Annotated in this window: 14 protein-coding genes; 3 read left to right on the top strand and 11 right to left on the bottom strand. The window is 65.0% G+C overall.

The genetic code is table 11. The features are described 5' to 3' along the window. Window positions 1-8: 8 nt before the first annotated feature. Together phnA and FJ951_RS08745 are read right to left on the bottom strand one after the other, a co-directional pair. Window positions 9-1,265, bottom strand: coding sequence for a phosphonoacetate hydrolase (gene phnA / locus FJ951_RS08750; protein ID WP_140514498.1), 1,257 nt, complete (start codon window positions 1,263-1,265; stop codon window positions 9-11). A 25-nt stretch (window positions 1,266-1,290) separates the two neighbouring features. Further along, window positions 1,291-2,490 carry a 2-aminoethylphosphonate--pyruvate transaminase gene (locus FJ951_RS08745; RefSeq protein ID WP_140497584.1) on the bottom strand — a complete coding sequence of 400 codons (1,200 nt, stop codon included), beginning with the start codon at window positions 2,488-2,490 and terminating at the stop codon, window positions 1,291-1,293. A 293-nt stretch (window positions 2,491-2,783) separates the two neighbouring features. Between FJ951_RS08745 and FJ951_RS08740 the strand changes: the two genes are divergently transcribed. After that, entirely contained in the window at window positions 2,784-3,653 is an 870-nt protein-coding gene (locus FJ951_RS08740) for a LysR substrate-binding domain-containing protein (protein WP_140514934.1), read from the top strand. On the opposite strand, the gene FJ951_RS08735 is transcribed toward FJ951_RS08740, so the two are convergent. From FJ951_RS08735 to FJ951_RS08695, 9 genes are all read right to left on the bottom strand, one after another. Next, window positions 3,650-6,127 (bottom strand): FAD-dependent oxidoreductase, encoded by a 2,478-nt coding sequence (locus FJ951_RS08735; RefSeq protein WP_140514497.1) that lies wholly within the window; start codon window positions 6,125-6,127, stop codon window positions 3,650-3,652. The genes FJ951_RS08740 and FJ951_RS08735 overlap by 4 nt on opposite strands. Before the next feature lie 83 nt (window positions 6,128-6,210). Next, complete coding sequence (locus FJ951_RS08730; protein ID WP_140514495.1) at window positions 6,211-6,999, bottom strand: DeoR/GlpR family DNA-binding transcription regulator; 789 nt, start codon at window positions 6,997-6,999, stop codon at window positions 6,211-6,213. 127 nt (window positions 7,000-7,126) lie between these two features. Further along, the gene (locus FJ951_RS08725) at window positions 7,127-7,408 is read right to left on the bottom strand and encodes a UxaA family hydrolase (RefSeq protein ID WP_140514493.1); all 282 of its coding nucleotides are present in this window, start codon (window positions 7,406-7,408) and stop codon (window positions 7,127-7,129) included. Further along, window positions 7,405-8,304, bottom strand: coding sequence for an NAD(P)-dependent oxidoreductase (locus FJ951_RS08720; RefSeq protein WP_140514491.1), 900 nt, complete (start codon window positions 8,302-8,304; stop codon window positions 7,405-7,407). The genes FJ951_RS08725 and FJ951_RS08720 overlap by 4 nt, the downstream gene beginning before the upstream one ends. A 52-nt stretch (window positions 8,305-8,356) precedes the next feature. Next, window positions 8,357-9,589 (bottom strand): PhnD/SsuA/transferrin family substrate-binding protein, encoded by a 1,233-nt coding sequence (locus FJ951_RS08715; RefSeq protein ID WP_140514489.1) that lies wholly within the window; start codon window positions 9,587-9,589, stop codon window positions 8,357-8,359. A 24-nt stretch (window positions 9,590-9,613) separates the two neighbouring features. Next, window positions 9,614-10,420, bottom strand: a complete 807-nt coding sequence (locus FJ951_RS08710; RefSeq protein ID WP_140514487.1) for an ABC transporter ATP-binding protein — start codon at window positions 10,418-10,420, stop codon at window positions 9,614-9,616. After that, window positions 10,417-11,169, bottom strand: coding sequence for an ABC transporter permease (locus FJ951_RS08705; RefSeq protein WP_140514485.1), 753 nt, complete (start codon window positions 11,167-11,169; stop codon window positions 10,417-10,419). Before FJ951_RS08705 ends, FJ951_RS08710 begins: the two co-directional genes overlap by 4 nt. Beyond that, entirely contained in the window at window positions 11,166-11,936 is a 771-nt protein-coding gene (locus FJ951_RS08700) for an ABC transporter permease (protein WP_140514483.1), read from the bottom strand. Before FJ951_RS08700 ends, FJ951_RS08705 begins: the two co-directional genes overlap by 4 nt. Before the next feature lie 35 nt (window positions 11,937-11,971). Next, complete coding sequence (locus FJ951_RS08695; protein WP_140514481.1) at window positions 11,972-13,168, bottom strand: UxaA family hydrolase; 1,197 nt, start codon at window positions 13,166-13,168, stop codon at window positions 11,972-11,974. Between the two features lie 141 nt (window positions 13,169-13,309). Between FJ951_RS08695 and FJ951_RS08690 the strand changes: the two genes are divergently transcribed. Next, complete coding sequence (locus FJ951_RS08690) at window positions 13,310-13,969, top strand: GntR family transcriptional regulator (protein WP_140497561.1); 660 nt, start codon at window positions 13,310-13,312, stop codon at window positions 13,967-13,969. Continuing rightward, window positions 13,966-14,841 (top strand): SMP-30/gluconolactonase/LRE family protein, encoded by an 876-nt coding sequence (locus tag FJ951_RS08685; protein ID WP_140514479.1) that lies wholly within the window; start codon window positions 13,966-13,968, stop codon window positions 14,839-14,841. Before FJ951_RS08690 ends, FJ951_RS08685 begins: the two co-directional genes overlap by 4 nt. Window positions 14,842-14,843 lie beyond the last annotated feature (2 nt).

Raw genomic sequence — 14,843 nt, 5'->3', positions numbered from 1 at the left:
CCCATCCGTCACGCGAGCGCGGCCGCCATCGTCGCGTAGTAGAACGCGTCGAAGTTCCTCAGCACGGGCTCATCAGGCAAATCGGCCAGCACGCGGTTGACGATGAACGGAACCTCCTGCTCGGTCAGCCCGCCATGCGAGCGCAGCGGCTCGTTGAGGGCTGCCAGGTCGTGACGGTGTTCCGAGGTGCCGATGGTCTTGTTCTGCGTCGAGATCAGCACGATGTCGCCGATGCGGTCGGCCGGCAGTTCGAAACGCTCGCAGGCGGTCGGGCTGTCAACAACCAACATGATGCCGTCGATCTTCGCCAGCCGCGCCATGATGTCGGCCTGATCGGCGCCGTCAGGAAGGTAGGCGGTGGCGAACGAGCCTAGCGCGCCGTGATGCACGACATAGGGATCTGTGATCGGCAGGATGACGCGCGCGGCATCCTTGCCCAGCCATTCGTCGAGCAGGTCCTGGACATAGACGACGTCAGGCGAACCATCCTGCTTGTGCTTGGGCTTCATGCCGTGGTCGGCGGTCACCACGATTGCCGCGCCCAGCGCATCAAGCTCGGTCAAGTACTTGTCGAACATCTCGTAGAAGGCGTTGGCCTGCGGCACGCCGGGTGCGTATTTGTGCTGCACATAGTCGGTGGTGGTCAGATACATGATGTCGGGGCGGAATTCCTTCAGCAGTTGGACGCCGGCGGCGAAGACGAATTCCGACAGTTCGGCCGAATAGACTTCCGGCACCGGCAGCCCAAAGTGCTTCGAGGCATTGTCGATGCCGTGCTCGGCCTTGGTGGTGGTGTCGGATTTTTCGGCCGAGAAGCACAGCGCGCGGCCGTCGTCGAAGGCGAGGCCCTTGCCGAGCAGCGCACGCAATTTGTCCTTGGCGGTGACCACCGCGACCTTGGCGCCGGCATCGTAGAAGGCCTGGAAGATGGTCGGCGCGCGCAGGAAGCGCGGGTCGTTCATCATCACTTCCTTGCCGGTTTCGCGCTCGTAGAGGTAGTTGCCGCAAATGCCGTGCACCGACGGCGGGCGGCCTGTGGCTATCGACAGATTGTTGGGGTTGGTGAAGCTCGGAATGACAGAATGCGCAAAACGCACCGTGCCTTTCTGCTTGATCCTGACCAGCGCCGGCATCAGCCCGGCCTTGATGGCTTCTTCAAGATAGGCCGGCTCGCAGCCGTCGAGGCAGATGGCGATGGCCGGGACACGTGGCCAGGCGTAGGTGCGGCCGTTGACCGCGACGTTGATGGGAGACATCTGGTTCATCGAAGTCCTCAAAAATTCTGCCGCTTCAGGCGGCGAGTTTGGCGCGCTCGGCGATTGCCGCCGCGGGAGGAGCGGCGGTGTCGACGTCCATCTCCTTCAGCGACTGCGCCGCCGCCTCTACGACGCGACGCATGACATGTTCGTCCATCTGGCCGATGCAGCCGATACGGAAGCTATCGACGACGGTCAGCTTGCCCGGATAGATGATGAAGCCCTTGTCCTTCATCAGCTCGTAGAAGCGGTCGAAGGCGAAGTTGGCGTGGGCCGGGTTGAAGAAGGTGACGATGATCGGCGACAGCCAGCGATCCCTGAGCAATGTCTCGAAGCCGAGCTCGCGCATGCCGGCCACCATCACGTCGCGGTTCCTGGTGTAGCGGGCGCCGCGGCCGGCAACACCGCCCTCGGCCTCGTGCTGGCGAAGCGCTTCGAGGAAGGCGGCGACGACATGGGTCGGCGGAGTGTAGCGCCACTGCCCGGTCTTGTTCATATGCGCCCACTGCGCATGGACGTCGAGCGACAGCGAATGGCTGCGGCCCTTGGCGGCTTCCAATTCGCTCTTGCGGGCGATGATGAAGCCGAAGCCCGGCACGCCCTCGATGCACTTGTTGGCGGACGAGACCATCGCCTCGTAGCGGATCTCGTTCACGTCGAGCGCGATGGCGCCGAAGGCGCTCATGGAATCGACCAGCAGCTTGCGGCCCTTGGCATGGACGGCTTCGGCAATCTCGGCGACGGGGTTGAGGATGCCGGAACTGGTCTCGCAATGGATGGCGATCACATGCGTGATGGCAGGATCGGCCTCGAGGGCGGCGGCCACCTCGTCGCCGCGCGGCGGCAGGTAGTCGCCCTTGTCGATCAGCGTATAGGCGCGGCCGAGATACTGCATGGTCTGGGCCGCGCGCAGGCCGTAGGCGCCATTGGCCAGGACCAGAACCTTGCCGTCCTTCGGCACGAACGAACCCAGCATCGCCTCGACGCAGAAGGAGCCGCTGCCTTGCATCGGCACACAGTCGAATTCGCCTTTCGCATCGCCGGTCAGCGCCAGCAGGCGCCGGCGCATGTCTGACGTCATGGCGCGGAAATCGCCGTCCCAGGATCCCCAGTCGCGCAGCATCGCCTGCTTGACCGGATAGGAGGTGGTGAGCGGCCCCGGCGTCAGCAGGTACGGCTCGCCCAGCGCCGGACCGGCCAATGGCTCCGCGGCAAATTTCGTCTCGGCGAGCATAGTGTCCTCCGCTGCTTGTTATGTGGAGACATTCTTGGCTGGAACGACGTATTTGTAAAATCGTTATTTTGTATTGATGTATAAGCTCACCCGATGATCTGGCTTGCAGTCGAATTATTGCCCGGCGGGATAATCGCGCCTCCAGCCGAGCGCAGCCTGCGTGGTATCCATGACATGTGCGTGACCGTGGGCGATCATCCCCAGATATAAGAAGAATCGTTTTTTCATGCCTTTTTGCCTGCGAGGCTTATGATAGGGTGGCGGCCGGAACTCGGATCTTGAAAGCTGAGAACATGCGCTACGTTCAATTGCGAGCCTTTCACCAGGTGGCGATATCAGGCGGGTTTTCACGTGCCGCGGAAGCGCTGTTCCTGACGCAGCCAGCAATTTCGGACCAGGTGCGCAAGCTCGAGGAAGAATATGACGTGCTGCTGTTCAACCGGAACAAGAAGCAGGTCACGCTGACCCATTCGGGCCAGAAGCTGCTCGAAATTACCCACCGCATGTTCGACACCGAGCAGCAGGCGCTCGAGCTTCTGACGGAATCGCGCGCCCTGCGCTCCGGCACGCTGCGCATCGTCGCCGACGCCGCGCATCATCTGCTTCACATCCTCGGCAGTTTTCGCGCGCGCTATCCCGGCGTCCAGGTTTCGCTACGCGCCGGCAACACCGAGACGGTAATCAGCAGCCTCTACAGCTATGATGCCGACATCGGCGTGCTGGGCGAGGTGCCGACCGGACGGGACTTCGAGGTGCTGAAACTCAATTCGACGCCGATCATCGCTTTTGCGTCGGTCGATCATCCGCTGTCGGGCAAGAAATCATTGAGCCTCAAGCAACTCGTGCAGGAATCGCTGGTCATGCGGGAGCGCGGCTCCAAGACGCGCCAGAAGCTCGAGGATCTGGCCGCGGCATCGAAGGTCGAACTCAGGCCGGTGATCGAGGCCGAAGGCCGTGAAGCCGTCCGCGAGATCGTCGCCTCGGGTGCCGGCATCGGCTTTGTCTCGGCGGCCGAATTCGGCCAGGATTCGCGGCTGGTAGCGATCGCGCTCGACGCGCCTGAGACGTTGATGGACGAAGCGCTGATCTGCCTGCGCGAACGCAGCGGCGGCAAGCTGGTGCGCGCCTTCCTCGACATGGCGCGTTCGATGTCGGCGGATTAGACGGCGGCCCTGATCTCCTCCACATCCGCTTTCACCCGTTCCGACTTCGGATCGTAAGGGGTGCGCAAATGTGCCGTGGCCGCGTGGCGAACGCCGGCAAGATCGATCTCGAAACGGCCGCTAGCCAGAAACGCAGCGTCGACGCCCGTCTCGTTCTCGATCAGCCCGAGCGCCACCGAGCGGCCAAGCGTGTGACCGTAGGCGGCCGAGCGGACCTCGCCGACGGGCTTGCCGTCGCGCAGGATCAGCTCGCCGCCCCACAGCATCGGCTCGGCATGGTCGAGCGTGAACAGTACGATGCGTTTTGCTGGCGCCGTCGACGGCTTGGCCTCGACCAGCGCGTCACGGCCGATGAAGCCACCCGATTTGTCCATGGCGACGGCGAAGCCAAGCCCCGCCTGCCAGGGGGTAATGTCAGGCGTCAACTCATGGCCCCAGGCGCGAAAACCCTTTTCGATGCGCAAGGCATTAAGCGCGTAGTAGCCGGCGTCCAGGAGGCCGAATTCGCCGCCAGCCTCGTGCAGCGCCTCGTAGACGCCGACGGCGAATTCCGTCGGCACGATCAGCTCCCAGCCGAGCTCGCCGACATAGGTCATGCGGTTGGCGTAGGCGGTAGCGTAGCCGATATCGATCTCGCGGATGGTGGCGAAGGGGAAGCCGGCGTTGGAAAGATCGGCCGACGACAATTTGCCCAGTAGATCGCGCGAGCGCGGCCCCATCAGCGCCAGCACCGCGTAGGACGAGGTGACGTCGGTCACGATGGCATGTGCGTCCGGTGGGATGTTCCTGGCGATCCAGTCGGCGTCGTGGACCGCTTGCGCCGAACCGGTGACGATGAGGAATTTTTGCGCACCAAGTCGCATTACGGTCAGATCGCTTTCGTACCCGCCGCGCGCGTTGAGCACGCCCGTGTAAACGGATGTACCGACCGGTACATCGACATTGCCGGCGCAGATGCGGTTGAGCAGGGCACAGGCGTCGCGGCCCTGCACGAGAAGCTTGGCGAAAGAGGTCTGGTCGAATACGGCAACAGCCTCGCGCGTCGCCTTCATTTCGCGCTTGACTGCCTCATGCCAGTTCTGGCGGCCGAAGGCATAATCGTTCCCGGCCCTCTCTCCCGGGGCCGCGAACCAGTTGGCGCGCTCCCAGCCCATCTTGGAACCGAAGCAGGCGCCCCTGGCGGCCAGCCGGTCGTAGAGCGGCGAGCGGCGGAAGGGTCGGGCGGTGTCCAGCTCGCGGTTCGGCCACGGCATGGCGTAATGCAAACCGAGCGTCTCCTTGACGCGATCATGCAGCCAGCGCGGATTGTTGTTGAAGGCGGCGAAGCGCCTGATGTCGACAGGCCACAAATCCATGGTCGGCGCGCCGTTGACGACCCACTCGGCCAGCGCCTTGCCGGCACCGCCGGCGCTGGCGATGCCCATCGAGTTAAAGCCGGCGCCAACATAGAAATTCTTCAGCTCCGGCGCCTCGCCGAGGAGAAAATTGTTGTCGGGCGTAAAGCTTTCGGGACCGTTGTAGAACTTCTTGACCTCGGCTTGCGCCAGTTGCGGCACGCGCACCAGCGCGTTTTCCATCAGAATCTCGAACTGATCCCAATCGTCCGGCAGCAGCCCGAACTCGAAATTCTCGGGGATGCCGTTCATGCCCCACGGCTTGGCATGCGGTTCGAAGCCGCCCATGACCAGCCCGCCGACCTCTTCCTTGAAATAGATGAAGCCGTCCGGATCGCGCATGACGGGCAGGTCCGGATGCACACCCTCGATCCGGCCCGTGACGATGTACATGTGCTCGGCCGAATGCAGCGGCACCGAGACGCCGCACATCAGCCCGACCTTACGCGCCCACTGGCCGGCGCAGTTAACGACGATCTCGGCGACGATGTCGCCACGGTCGGTCTCGACACCGCAGGCGACGCCGTTTCTCACCGTGATGCCGGTGACCTTGACCCGCTCGAATATCCTCGCGCCGCGATTGCGCGCGCCCTTGGCGAGCGATTGCGTGAGATCGGTCGGATTGGCCTTGCCGTCGCCAGGCAGCCAGACCGCGCCGACCAGATCGTCCGTCGCCATGACCGGCCACAGATCGCCGGCTTCGCTCGGCGAGATGACATCGATCTCAACCCCTTGCGCACGCGCCGACGCAGCCGTGCGCTTCAGCACCGTCATGCGGTCGGCGGTGCGCGCCACCGACAGCGAGCCGCAATTCTTCCAGCCGGTCGCGAGACCGGTCTCGGCCTCCAGTTCGCCATAGAGTTGAGTGGAGTATCTGATCAGGCTGGTCATGTTGGAATGGCTGCGCAATTGCCCGACCAGGCCCGCGGCATGCCAGGTGGTGCCGCCGCTGAGCTGCCCCTGTTCGAGCAGGACGACGTCGGCCCAGCCAAGCTTCGTCAGGTGATAAGCGACGGAGCAGCCGATGATGCCGCCGCCGACGATCACGACGCGTGCCTGCGTTGGAAATTCATGTGCCATGAGGGTTCCGCCATCTTGAGGGATGGTCGGCAAGCTAACACAGGAAAGTCAAATATCAAGCCAAAAAGTCACAAAATATCACATCAAGATGGGATGATCAGTTCCGGCCCTTTTTGTAAAAGCGCGTCGGCAAGCGCAGTTTGCGGCCGGGCGTCGACGATAACGCCGGCGGCGCGGTCGAAATTCGGAATCCTGAGCGGCGTCAGCTTGCCGAACTTGCTGCTGTCGAGGACGAAATAGGTTTTGCCGGCGAGCGCGATCATGCGGCCGCGCTGCTCGGCACCGGCCCTGGTGAAATCGGTCACCTCGCCATTCGGCGACAACGCGCCGCCGCCGAGAAAGGCGATGTCGACGCGAAAGCGCGCCATTGCATCCAGCGCATCGATGCCGGAAGCGGCCTCCTCGCCTGGGTCGACTTCACCGCCCAGTATGTGCACGCGCATGCCGGGGACATGGCACAGATGCAGTGCAATCTTCAGGCTGGTCGTGCAGATAGTGAGATCGCGCAGGTCGCTCATGGCATGCGCGACGGCCAAGGTGGTGGTGCCGGAATCGAGGAAGACCACCATACCGCTGCTGATAAGGCCGGCCGCCGCCCTGCCGATCGCCGCCTTGCCACGCGCATTCTCCCGGCTGCGCAGGCCCATTGCCGGCTCGCTCGGCTCGAAGCGAGCGGCGCCGCCATGCACGATGCCGAGCCGTCCCTGGTCAGAAAGCAGCTTCAGGTCGCGGCGGATGGTCTCGCGCGAGACGTCGAAAAAGCCGGCCAGTTCGGCGACGCTGACCGAGCCCTGGGCACCCAGGCGCCTCAGGATCTCGTCATGACGGCGGGGAGCAAGGGCACGTGCCGGCAGACGGCTGTCGGGGGACATGGAGGGCCTCATATCGAACGAATAATGTTGCGATATGTGGCAGTGAACCGGCCAGGAGGCAACCGCGAGGACGGCGTGGCCATGGCCGATCCATAAGGTCCGGCCTGTTCGGGATGCTGGTCCGGCGTCAGCGTCCGCGCAGGCTTTGCAGATTGTGCACGTGGACGTGGTCTCCGGCCGCCACGGCAGCCGTCAGGCGGCCGATCGCCTCGCCGTATTTTCGTACGGTGGAGCCGGCGGCCAGGTCGTGCAACGCCAGCTTGTGACCGGCTTGCAGCGCGGCGCCGGCCTTGAGGACAAGCCCCTCGCGGGCGCCTCGCGTCGTCACTTCGGCGCCTGCCTCGACTGGTTCGACGAGGACAGCCACGTCGTCGTCAGCGTGCAGCACTATGGCTCCAGGCTTGGTCATGCGCCGGCAAGCCGGACCTGGACGCCGGTCGCGTCTTCGCGCAGCTTCAGCACGGCGCCGACATCCTTGCCGGCCATGCCGGCGTCCATCGCCTCCCTGAGCACGGCAAGCGTGGCGCCCCCGACCGGCGTCTCGACGCCGAGCGCATCATTCATCGCCAAGGCAAGCCGGCAATCCTTGTGGGCGAGCTTGACCATGAAGCCGGGCTCGAAGTCGCCCTTGAGCGCGCGGTTGTGCATCGCCACCGCCAATTGCTGGTTCCAGGCCATCGTCGTCTTCAGCACGCTGATCATGGTGTCGAGCGTCAGGCCCGCCTTGGCGCCGGCGACCAGCGCCTCGGAGCTGGCCGTTATAAGCACGCTGGCCAGCAGGTTGTTGGTGAGCTTCATTGCCTGCCCCATGCCGAGCCCGCCGCAATGGATGAGGTCGGCCCCCATGCTCGACAGTATCGGGCGCGCGCGCTCCAGCACGGCGGCATCGCCGCCGATCATCAGCGTCGAGGTTCCGGCGATGGCGTGCTCCACCGTCTTGCCAACAGGGCTGTCGATCATGTCGACGCCGCGTTGCGCCAGCCATGCGCCGATACGCTGGGTGGTCTGCGGGTCGATCGTGCTCATGTCGATATAGAGGCTGCCGGCCCTGAGGCCATGGCCGATGCCGTCGGCACCGAGCACGGCCGCCTCCACATCAGGCGCATCCGGCAGCATGGTGATGACGATTTCCGATTGCTGCGCAACCTCGCGCGGCGACGCCGCCGCCCGGGCGCCGGCGTCGACGAGTTTTTTCACCGCCACGGGATTGAGGTCGAAGACCGTCAGCGCGTGTCCCGCCTTGAGCACGTTGCGGGCCATGGGTGCGCCCATGGTTCCAAGCCCGACAAAACCGACTGACGTCATGGATCAACTTCCTTCCCTGAATGACTCTGAATGCGCGTGCCGCCCGAACTCCTCAGGACGGCACTTTCCACTGGTCGAGCTGCCATGCCGGCAGGCCACGCAGATCCTTGGCATTCTTGTCGGTGAAGCCGCTTTCGTCCGGCACCTTGCCCGTGCCCTCATAGGCTTTCTGAAGCAGCGGCGCCGCCTTGCCGAAGGCGGCCTTGACCTGGTCCCAGCTCAGCGCCTCAGGAATCATCTTGCCGGCAACCATGAACTGGGAGATCTGGCTGATCGCCGCCGCATCGCCTTCGGTCGGCCAGACCCAGCCGCGCTGGAAAAGCACCTCGTCGCCGATGACCTTGGCGCCCAGCGCAGGATCGAGCCCCCAATATTTGACAACCGACTGCGAGATCTCCCGCGCGTCGATCTTCTGGAGATCGGCAAGCGCGCGTTGCGCGGCCGTCAGGAAGGCCTGGCCGAGCGCGGCATCGTCGCCGACGATGCGGTCGCTGCAGATCCAGAAGGAACGGTGCAAATAGTAGCCGTCGGGGTAGAATTTCGACTTCTTGACGCCGGGCAGCATGTGGCCTTCGCCCTCGCCCGCGGGTCCGCTGTAGCCGGCCTCGGTATAGCCGAACGAATTCATGATCCCGGTGAGGCCGGTTTCGGCATTCGCCTTCAGGAAGGCCGGGTAGATCACCACCGACGCGTCCATGCCCTCCGGGAGGGACGCGGCAACGGCCTGGGTCGGCGTGTTGACGATGTTGATGCCGAAGGCGCGCGGGTCGGCGTCGCCCAGTTCCTGCAGCAGCATTTGCGAGAGCGCGTTGTAGGGGTCGCCGCCGACAAGCGCGCCGACGGTCTTGCCCTTGAGGTCGCCGATGTTCTTGATAGCGGAGCCCTTGCGGGTCGCCAGCACCATGCGCATGTGGCCCTCGCCGACGGTGAGGATGTTGATCGGCTGCGCCTGCGAAAGCAGCCGCACGATCGGCGTGTTGCCCCACATGCCGACGTCGAGATCGCCGGAGACGAAAGCTTCCACCATCGGCAGCGCGGAGGGATAGTCGCGCCAGTCGACCGTCAGGTCGTAGCCGAGTTCGGCGGCCGCCTTCTCCAGCAGCTTTTCGTTGATCATGCGTTGCGTCAGCGGCGAGTTGCCGGCCGCGTAAGGCTGGCGGCCGATCGAGACCTTGGCCGGCTTGCGGTCCTGCGCCCGCACGATCGATGGCATGGCCAGCGCGGCGGCCGCGGCGCCACTCAGGACTGCGCGTCGGTTGAATGCGGTTTCCAGAAATTTCCTCATGACAATCCTCTCCCTGTTGTCGTTTCAGTTCATCGTTGCGCGGTAAGCCTCTTCGCGGATCAGTTCCCAGATCGATTGGCTGAGCCTGGCGAAATCGCCGGAGCGCCGCGTCTCGTCGCCGCGTGGCCTGGGCAGGTCGATGTCGATGACCTGCTTCAGGCGGCCCGGATGGCTGCTGAGCACCGCGACCCGGTCGGCCAGGAACACCGCCTCGTCTATGGCGTGCGTGATGAAGACGACCGTCCGTCGCTCGGCGGCGGGGCGGTCCTGCCCCCAGATGCGCAGCAATTCGTCTTGCAGGATGACGCGGGTCTGCGCGTCCAGCGCCGCCAGCGGCTCGTCCATCAGCAGGATTTCCGGCTCGTTCGCCATCAGGCGCGCCAGTGCCACGCGCTGGCGCATGCCGCCCGATAGCTGGTGCGGGTACTTGTCCTCGGAGCCGGTCAGGCCGACCATTTCGACGGTACGGCTGACGCGGTCGGCACGCTGCGCGGGCGAAAGCCTCGCCCCGGCCGGCCCATAGATCAATCCGAACTCGACATTGCCGCGCACGGTGCGCCAGGGAAACAGGGCATAGTCCTGGAACATCACGCCGCGTTCGGCCCCCGGTCCTTCGATCGGCCTGCCGTTCAGGCTCATCGTGCCCGACGTCGGCCTGTCGAGGCCGGCGAGCATGTTGAGAACGGTCGTCTTGCCGCATCCGGATGGGCCGACGATAGCCATGAACTCGCCGGCCTTGATGTCCAGCGACAGGCTGTCGACCGCCACCACGGAGGCAGATTCCCCGAAAGATTTGCTGACGCCGTCGAGGCGGATCTTGGCATCGCTCATGGCTGGCTCCACGGCACGGCGAAGGCGAGTGCGGCACGCAGGATGCGGTCGAGCGCGAAGGCCACGATGCCGACCGCGATCATGCAGACCACCATGCCGTTGAGGTTGATCGAATAGGCGTAGAAGACGAACATCATCTGGCCGATGCCGCCGCTGCTGCCGGACTTCGCGCCGACCGCGAGCTCGGCGGCAATGATCGCCGTCCAGGCGATGCCGAGGCCGATGCGCATGCCGACCAGAATGGATGGCAAGGCAGCCGGCAGCAGCACCACCCGCATCCGTGTCAGCGGCGCCAGCCCCATGGTCAGCGCGGCGCGCATCAGACTGGGCTCGATGCGCTTCACGCCCGAGATGGTGTTGATCAGGATCGGGAAGAAAGCGGCATAGGCAACGATGGCAACCGCTGCCCCGGAGCCCGAGCCCAGCCAGAGGATAACCAGGGGCAGGATGGCAAGTGCCGCTATCGGCCGGAAGGTCTCGACCAGCGGATCGAGATTGCGCTCGACGGCCGGCATGCTGCCCATGGCGATGCCAAGCGGTATCGCCAGCAGCGCGGCCGCCGCGAAGCCGGCGAAGACCCGTCCGAGGCTGGTGGCGAGACCGGCCAGGAGATCGCCGTCGCGCAGCATGGAAATGGCCGTTTCGGCCACCGTGCTGGGGCGTGGCGCCTGGGCGGAGCCGGACGCGAGAGCTTCCCAGACGACCAGCAGCAGCACGGGAACGATGAGGCGAAGCGCAAACCTGTTCATCGCGCCACCTCCGTCCGCGCCCACGGAGTCAAGACATCAGAGAGCCAGCGCAACCCCTTGTCCGTCAGGAAGCCGAGCAGGCCGATGGCGACGATGAAAGCCATCACCGTCGGCGTCGACAGCATGCTGCGGTAGTATTCGATGGCGTAGCCGAGGCCGTTCGGCGCTCCTACCAGTTCGGCAGCGACGACGGCGGTCCACGAGGCCGCCACCGCAAGCCGCGCCGAGACCAGGATCGCCGGCAGCGCCGCCGGAACGATGACGCGCCGCATGATCGCCCGCCCGGACAGGCCCATCGTGCTGGCCGCCGCGACGAGCCGCCTGTCGACGGCGGCGGCGCCCGCGGCGGTGCCGATCAGCAGCGGGAAGAAGGCGGTATAGAACATGATGAACAGCGGCAGCCGATGGCCGATGCCGAACATGTAGAGCGCAAGCGGTATCCATGCGATGCCGGCTATCGGCCGCAGGATCTCCACCGGCAGTTCGAGCAGATCGTTCCAGAGCCGGCTGCGGCCCATCAGCAGCCCGAGCGGCACCGACACGGCGGCGGCCGCCGCGACGCTTGCCAGCAGCCGGGCCAGACTGATCCCTGCATTGCCGAGCAGTTCGCCGTTGAGGGCCGTATCGCGTAGCGCAAGCGCAACCGCGACCGGCGACGGCAAGAGCAGCTTCGAAGGCACGAACAACGAGCCGACATACCAGGCAAGGACGAACAGGCCCATCGTGCGCAAATACACGAACAGGCTGGTCAGGCGCGCAAAGCGCATTGTCCTTTGGCTGGCATCGTTCGAGGGGATAGCCGTCACAACGAGCCCCGCACGCGGGTCGGAACTTCGAGCCCTTCCCCCAAAATCTCGCCGAAGGTGAGGGTGCCGCCAGCGACATCGAGGATGGTCGCCAGCAGCCGGTTCGCCGCTTCGGCGACGGTTTCGGTCCCCTCCGAAACCGGGCTGGCGTCGAAATCGATCTGCTCAGGCAGCCGGCGAGCCGTCTCGCGCCGCGCCGTGATCTTGATCGTCGGCGCGAGCGCGCTCGCGGTGCTGTTGCCTGGTCCGGTTGTGAACAGCATGATCTGGGCACCGGCCGCGGCGAAGCCTGTCATCGATTCCGGCGAGAAGGACGGGCCGTCCATGAGGTAAAGGCCGCCGGCGGTGACCGGTTCGGCCATGCCGAGCACGCCGTCGATGCGGCAAGTTCCCGTCTTGGCCAGGGCGCCGAGCGACTTCTCCTCGATCGTGCTCAACCCGCCGCGTATATTCTCCTCGCCCGGATTGTTGCCGGTCAGGCTGTGGCCGGAAGCGGCGGCGAAGCCTTCCTTGCGCTCCACGGCCTGCAGGATCTGTCGTGCCACCGTTGCATCGCGAGCGCGCGCCGCGAGTATATGTTCTGCCCCCAGCCACTCGACGGTCTCACCGACAATGACGGTGCCGCCATGCGAAACCAGAAGATCGACCGCGGCCCCCACGACCGGATTGCTGACCAGACCCGACGTCGCGTCAGAATGGCCGCATTCGATGCCGACCACCAGCTGCGCGCCGGGCAAGGTCTCGCGCCGGATCCGCGAAGCCTCGCGCAGCAACGCCGCACCGCGCCTGATGCCCTCGCCCATGACCGACAGCATGTCCTCATGCTGCTCGGCGAAGGAAACGCTGGCGACCGGCTTGCCGCAAGCCGAAATGCGGGCCGCGACCATCTCGGTCGTCGCCGAATCCACTCCGACCACCAGAACGGCGGCGGCGTTCGGATTGCGGCCGAGACCGACAAGTTGATCAAGGTGCAGGCCGAGGTCCGGCTCGATGTGCCCCCTGCCCGCGCTCGTCGCGGCCAGAAGCGCGCCTTCGAGACCCGCCGCGATTCGCTCGCTGACACGCAGCGCCAAACCATTGATGCACAGGATCAGCACATAATTGCGGATTCCGGCGCGGCCATCGACCCGCCTGTAGCCACTGAATGGCGGCAGGCCGTCGATTTTGTCGGCACCGGAGGCAGGCAGTGGCATTGGCGTTTCCAAACGGTCGCGAGCGTGGCAATCTCTTCAAATCTCAATATTTGATCAAATGTCGCCTTGGCAAGGGCAAAATTGACTTCTTTCGATCGCCGTGCGAGCAATATTTGCTCAAATCAGGGTAGGCTTGGATGCATGGCGCGTATTCCCGACGTTCAGAAGCTTCTTCGAGACGACATCGTTTCCGGAGCCATTCCATTCGGGGCAAGGCTGAGGATCGACGATCTCGCCGGCCGCTATGGCGTAAGCCACATGCCGGTCCGCGAGGCCTTGCGCGCCTTGAGCGGCACGGGACTGGTCGTGCTGGAACCCAATCGCGGTGCCAGCGTCAGGACGGTCCACATGTCGTTTGTGATCGACCTGTTCGATATCCGCAGCGCCGTCGAAACGATGCTGGCACGGCGCGCCAGCGAAAGGCGCACCGCCGAGCACCTGCGCGATCTGAAGGCCGCGCAGGACATGCTTGAGCAAAGAGTGGCCAGCGACGACTTCCTTGCCGTCCCACATGCCAACAACATCTTTCACGGCGTCATAAACGAGGCGGCCGGCAATCCGGGCGCGCTGTCGATGGTGGATCGCAACTGGCTGCTGGTGGCGGCGATCTGGCAACGCTACGGCTATGACGAGGGGCGCTTCCATGGCGTCATCGACGATCATCGCCACATCATCCGGGCCATAGAGCGCCAGGATGCCGGCTCGGCGGCGACCTTGATGGGCGCGCATATCGAAAAGGCCAAACACGACCTCCTGGCGCGCATCGCCGTCGATCCCAAACCCGATATCGGCCGGCAATGACGGCCGGGTTCGAGGTCGCGGCGTCGACGGGCGATACGCTGGGCGAATCGCCGACATGGCTGGCGCGGGGCGGAGAGCTGTTCTGGGTCGATCTGCGGCGTCCTTGCCTGCACAGGCTGCGGCCCGAGACAGGAGCGGTGACATCGTGGCCGATGCCTGAGGTCATCGGCTCGGTGGTTCCACGAGCATCGGGCGGTGTCGTCGTGGCCTTGCGGCAAGGTCTCCACGCATTTGATCCCGCCAGCGGCGCACTGAGCCTGCTGGCGCGCGTGGAGGATGGGCCGCCCGAGCATCGGCTGAACGACATGAAGTGCGATCCCGGCGGCGGCATAATCTGCGGCAGCATGTGGGACTATGGGCTGCATGCGTCCGGGGCGCTTTACCGGATCGACGCCGCCGGAAGTTCGAGCCGGATCCGCGACGGGATCGCCGTGCCCAATGCGATCGCCTTTGCCCCGGATGGCCGTACCGTCTACTTCACGGATACGCGGCAAGGCGACATAGAGCGGGCGGATTTCGACCCGGCGAGCGGATTTGTGGGGCCGTGGTCTCTGTTCGCCGACCGGCACGCGGCGCCTGGAAAGCCCGACGGCGCCACCGTCGATGCGGACGGCTTCCTCTGGAATGCGCGCTACCAAGGCGGCTCGCTGGCGCGGTTCGCGCCCGATGGCCGGCTCGACAGGCTGGTCCCTCTGCCAGTCACTCAGCCGACCTCCTGCGCCTTCGGCGGTCCAGGCCTGAAGACACTGTACGTGACGACCGCAACGCAGAAGCTGACGGAGGATCAACTGGCCAACGAGCCCCTGGCGGGTTGCCTGCTTGCACTCGACGTCGGCGTGGCGGGACTGCCGGAGCCGGCTTTTGCCGGTTAATC

The sequence above is a fragment of the Mesorhizobium sp. B2-2-3 genome, assembly GCF_006442405.1.
Classification (GTDB): Bacteria; Pseudomonadota; Alphaproteobacteria; order Rhizobiales; family Rhizobiaceae; genus Mesorhizobium.
The sequence above is the reverse complement of the archived record's forward strand: the minus strand, read 5'-3'. Positions and strand labels throughout refer to the sequence as shown.

Coding starts and splice junctions, on each gene's coding strand:
- phnA (WP_140514498.1), bottom strand. CDS start 1,265: ATGAACCAGATGTCTCCCATCAACGTCGCGGTCAACGGCCGCACCTAC.
- FJ951_RS08745 (WP_140497584.1), bottom strand. CDS start 2,490: ATGCTCGCCGAGACGAAATTTGCCGCGGAGCCATTGGCCGGTCCGGCG.
- FJ951_RS08740 (WP_140514934.1), top strand. CDS start 2,784: ATGCGCTACGTTCAATTGCGAGCCTTTCACCAGGTGGCGATATCAGGC.
- FJ951_RS08735 (WP_140514497.1), bottom strand. CDS start 6,127: ATGGCACATGAATTTCCAACGCAGGCACGCGTCGTGATCGTCGGCGGC.
- FJ951_RS08730 (WP_140514495.1), bottom strand. CDS start 6,999: ATGTCCCCCGACAGCCGTCTGCCGGCACGTGCCCTTGCTCCCCGCCGT.
- FJ951_RS08725 (WP_140514493.1), bottom strand. CDS start 7,408: ATGACCAAGCCTGGAGCCATAGTGCTGCACGCTGACGACGACGTGGCT.
- FJ951_RS08720 (WP_140514491.1), bottom strand. CDS start 8,304: ATGACGTCAGTCGGTTTTGTCGGGCTTGGAACCATGGGCGCACCCATG.
- FJ951_RS08715 (WP_140514489.1), bottom strand. CDS start 9,589: ATGAGGAAATTTCTGGAAACCGCATTCAACCGACGCGCAGTCCTGAGT.
- FJ951_RS08710 (WP_140514487.1), bottom strand. CDS start 10,420: ATGAGCGATGCCAAGATCCGCCTCGACGGCGTCAGCAAATCTTTCGGG.
- FJ951_RS08705 (WP_140514485.1), bottom strand. CDS start 11,169: ATGAACAGGTTTGCGCTTCGCCTCATCGTTCCCGTGCTGCTGCTGGTC.
- FJ951_RS08700 (WP_140514483.1), bottom strand. CDS start 11,936: ATGCGCTTTGCGCGCCTGACCAGCCTGTTCGTGTATTTGCGCACGATG.
- FJ951_RS08695 (WP_140514481.1), bottom strand. CDS start 13,168: ATGCCACTGCCTGCCTCCGGTGCCGACAAAATCGACGGCCTGCCGCCA.
- FJ951_RS08690 (WP_140497561.1), top strand. CDS start 13,310: ATGGCGCGTATTCCCGACGTTCAGAAGCTTCTTCGAGACGACATCGTT.
- FJ951_RS08685 (WP_140514479.1), top strand. CDS start 13,966: ATGACGGCCGGGTTCGAGGTCGCGGCGTCGACGGGCGATACGCTGGGC.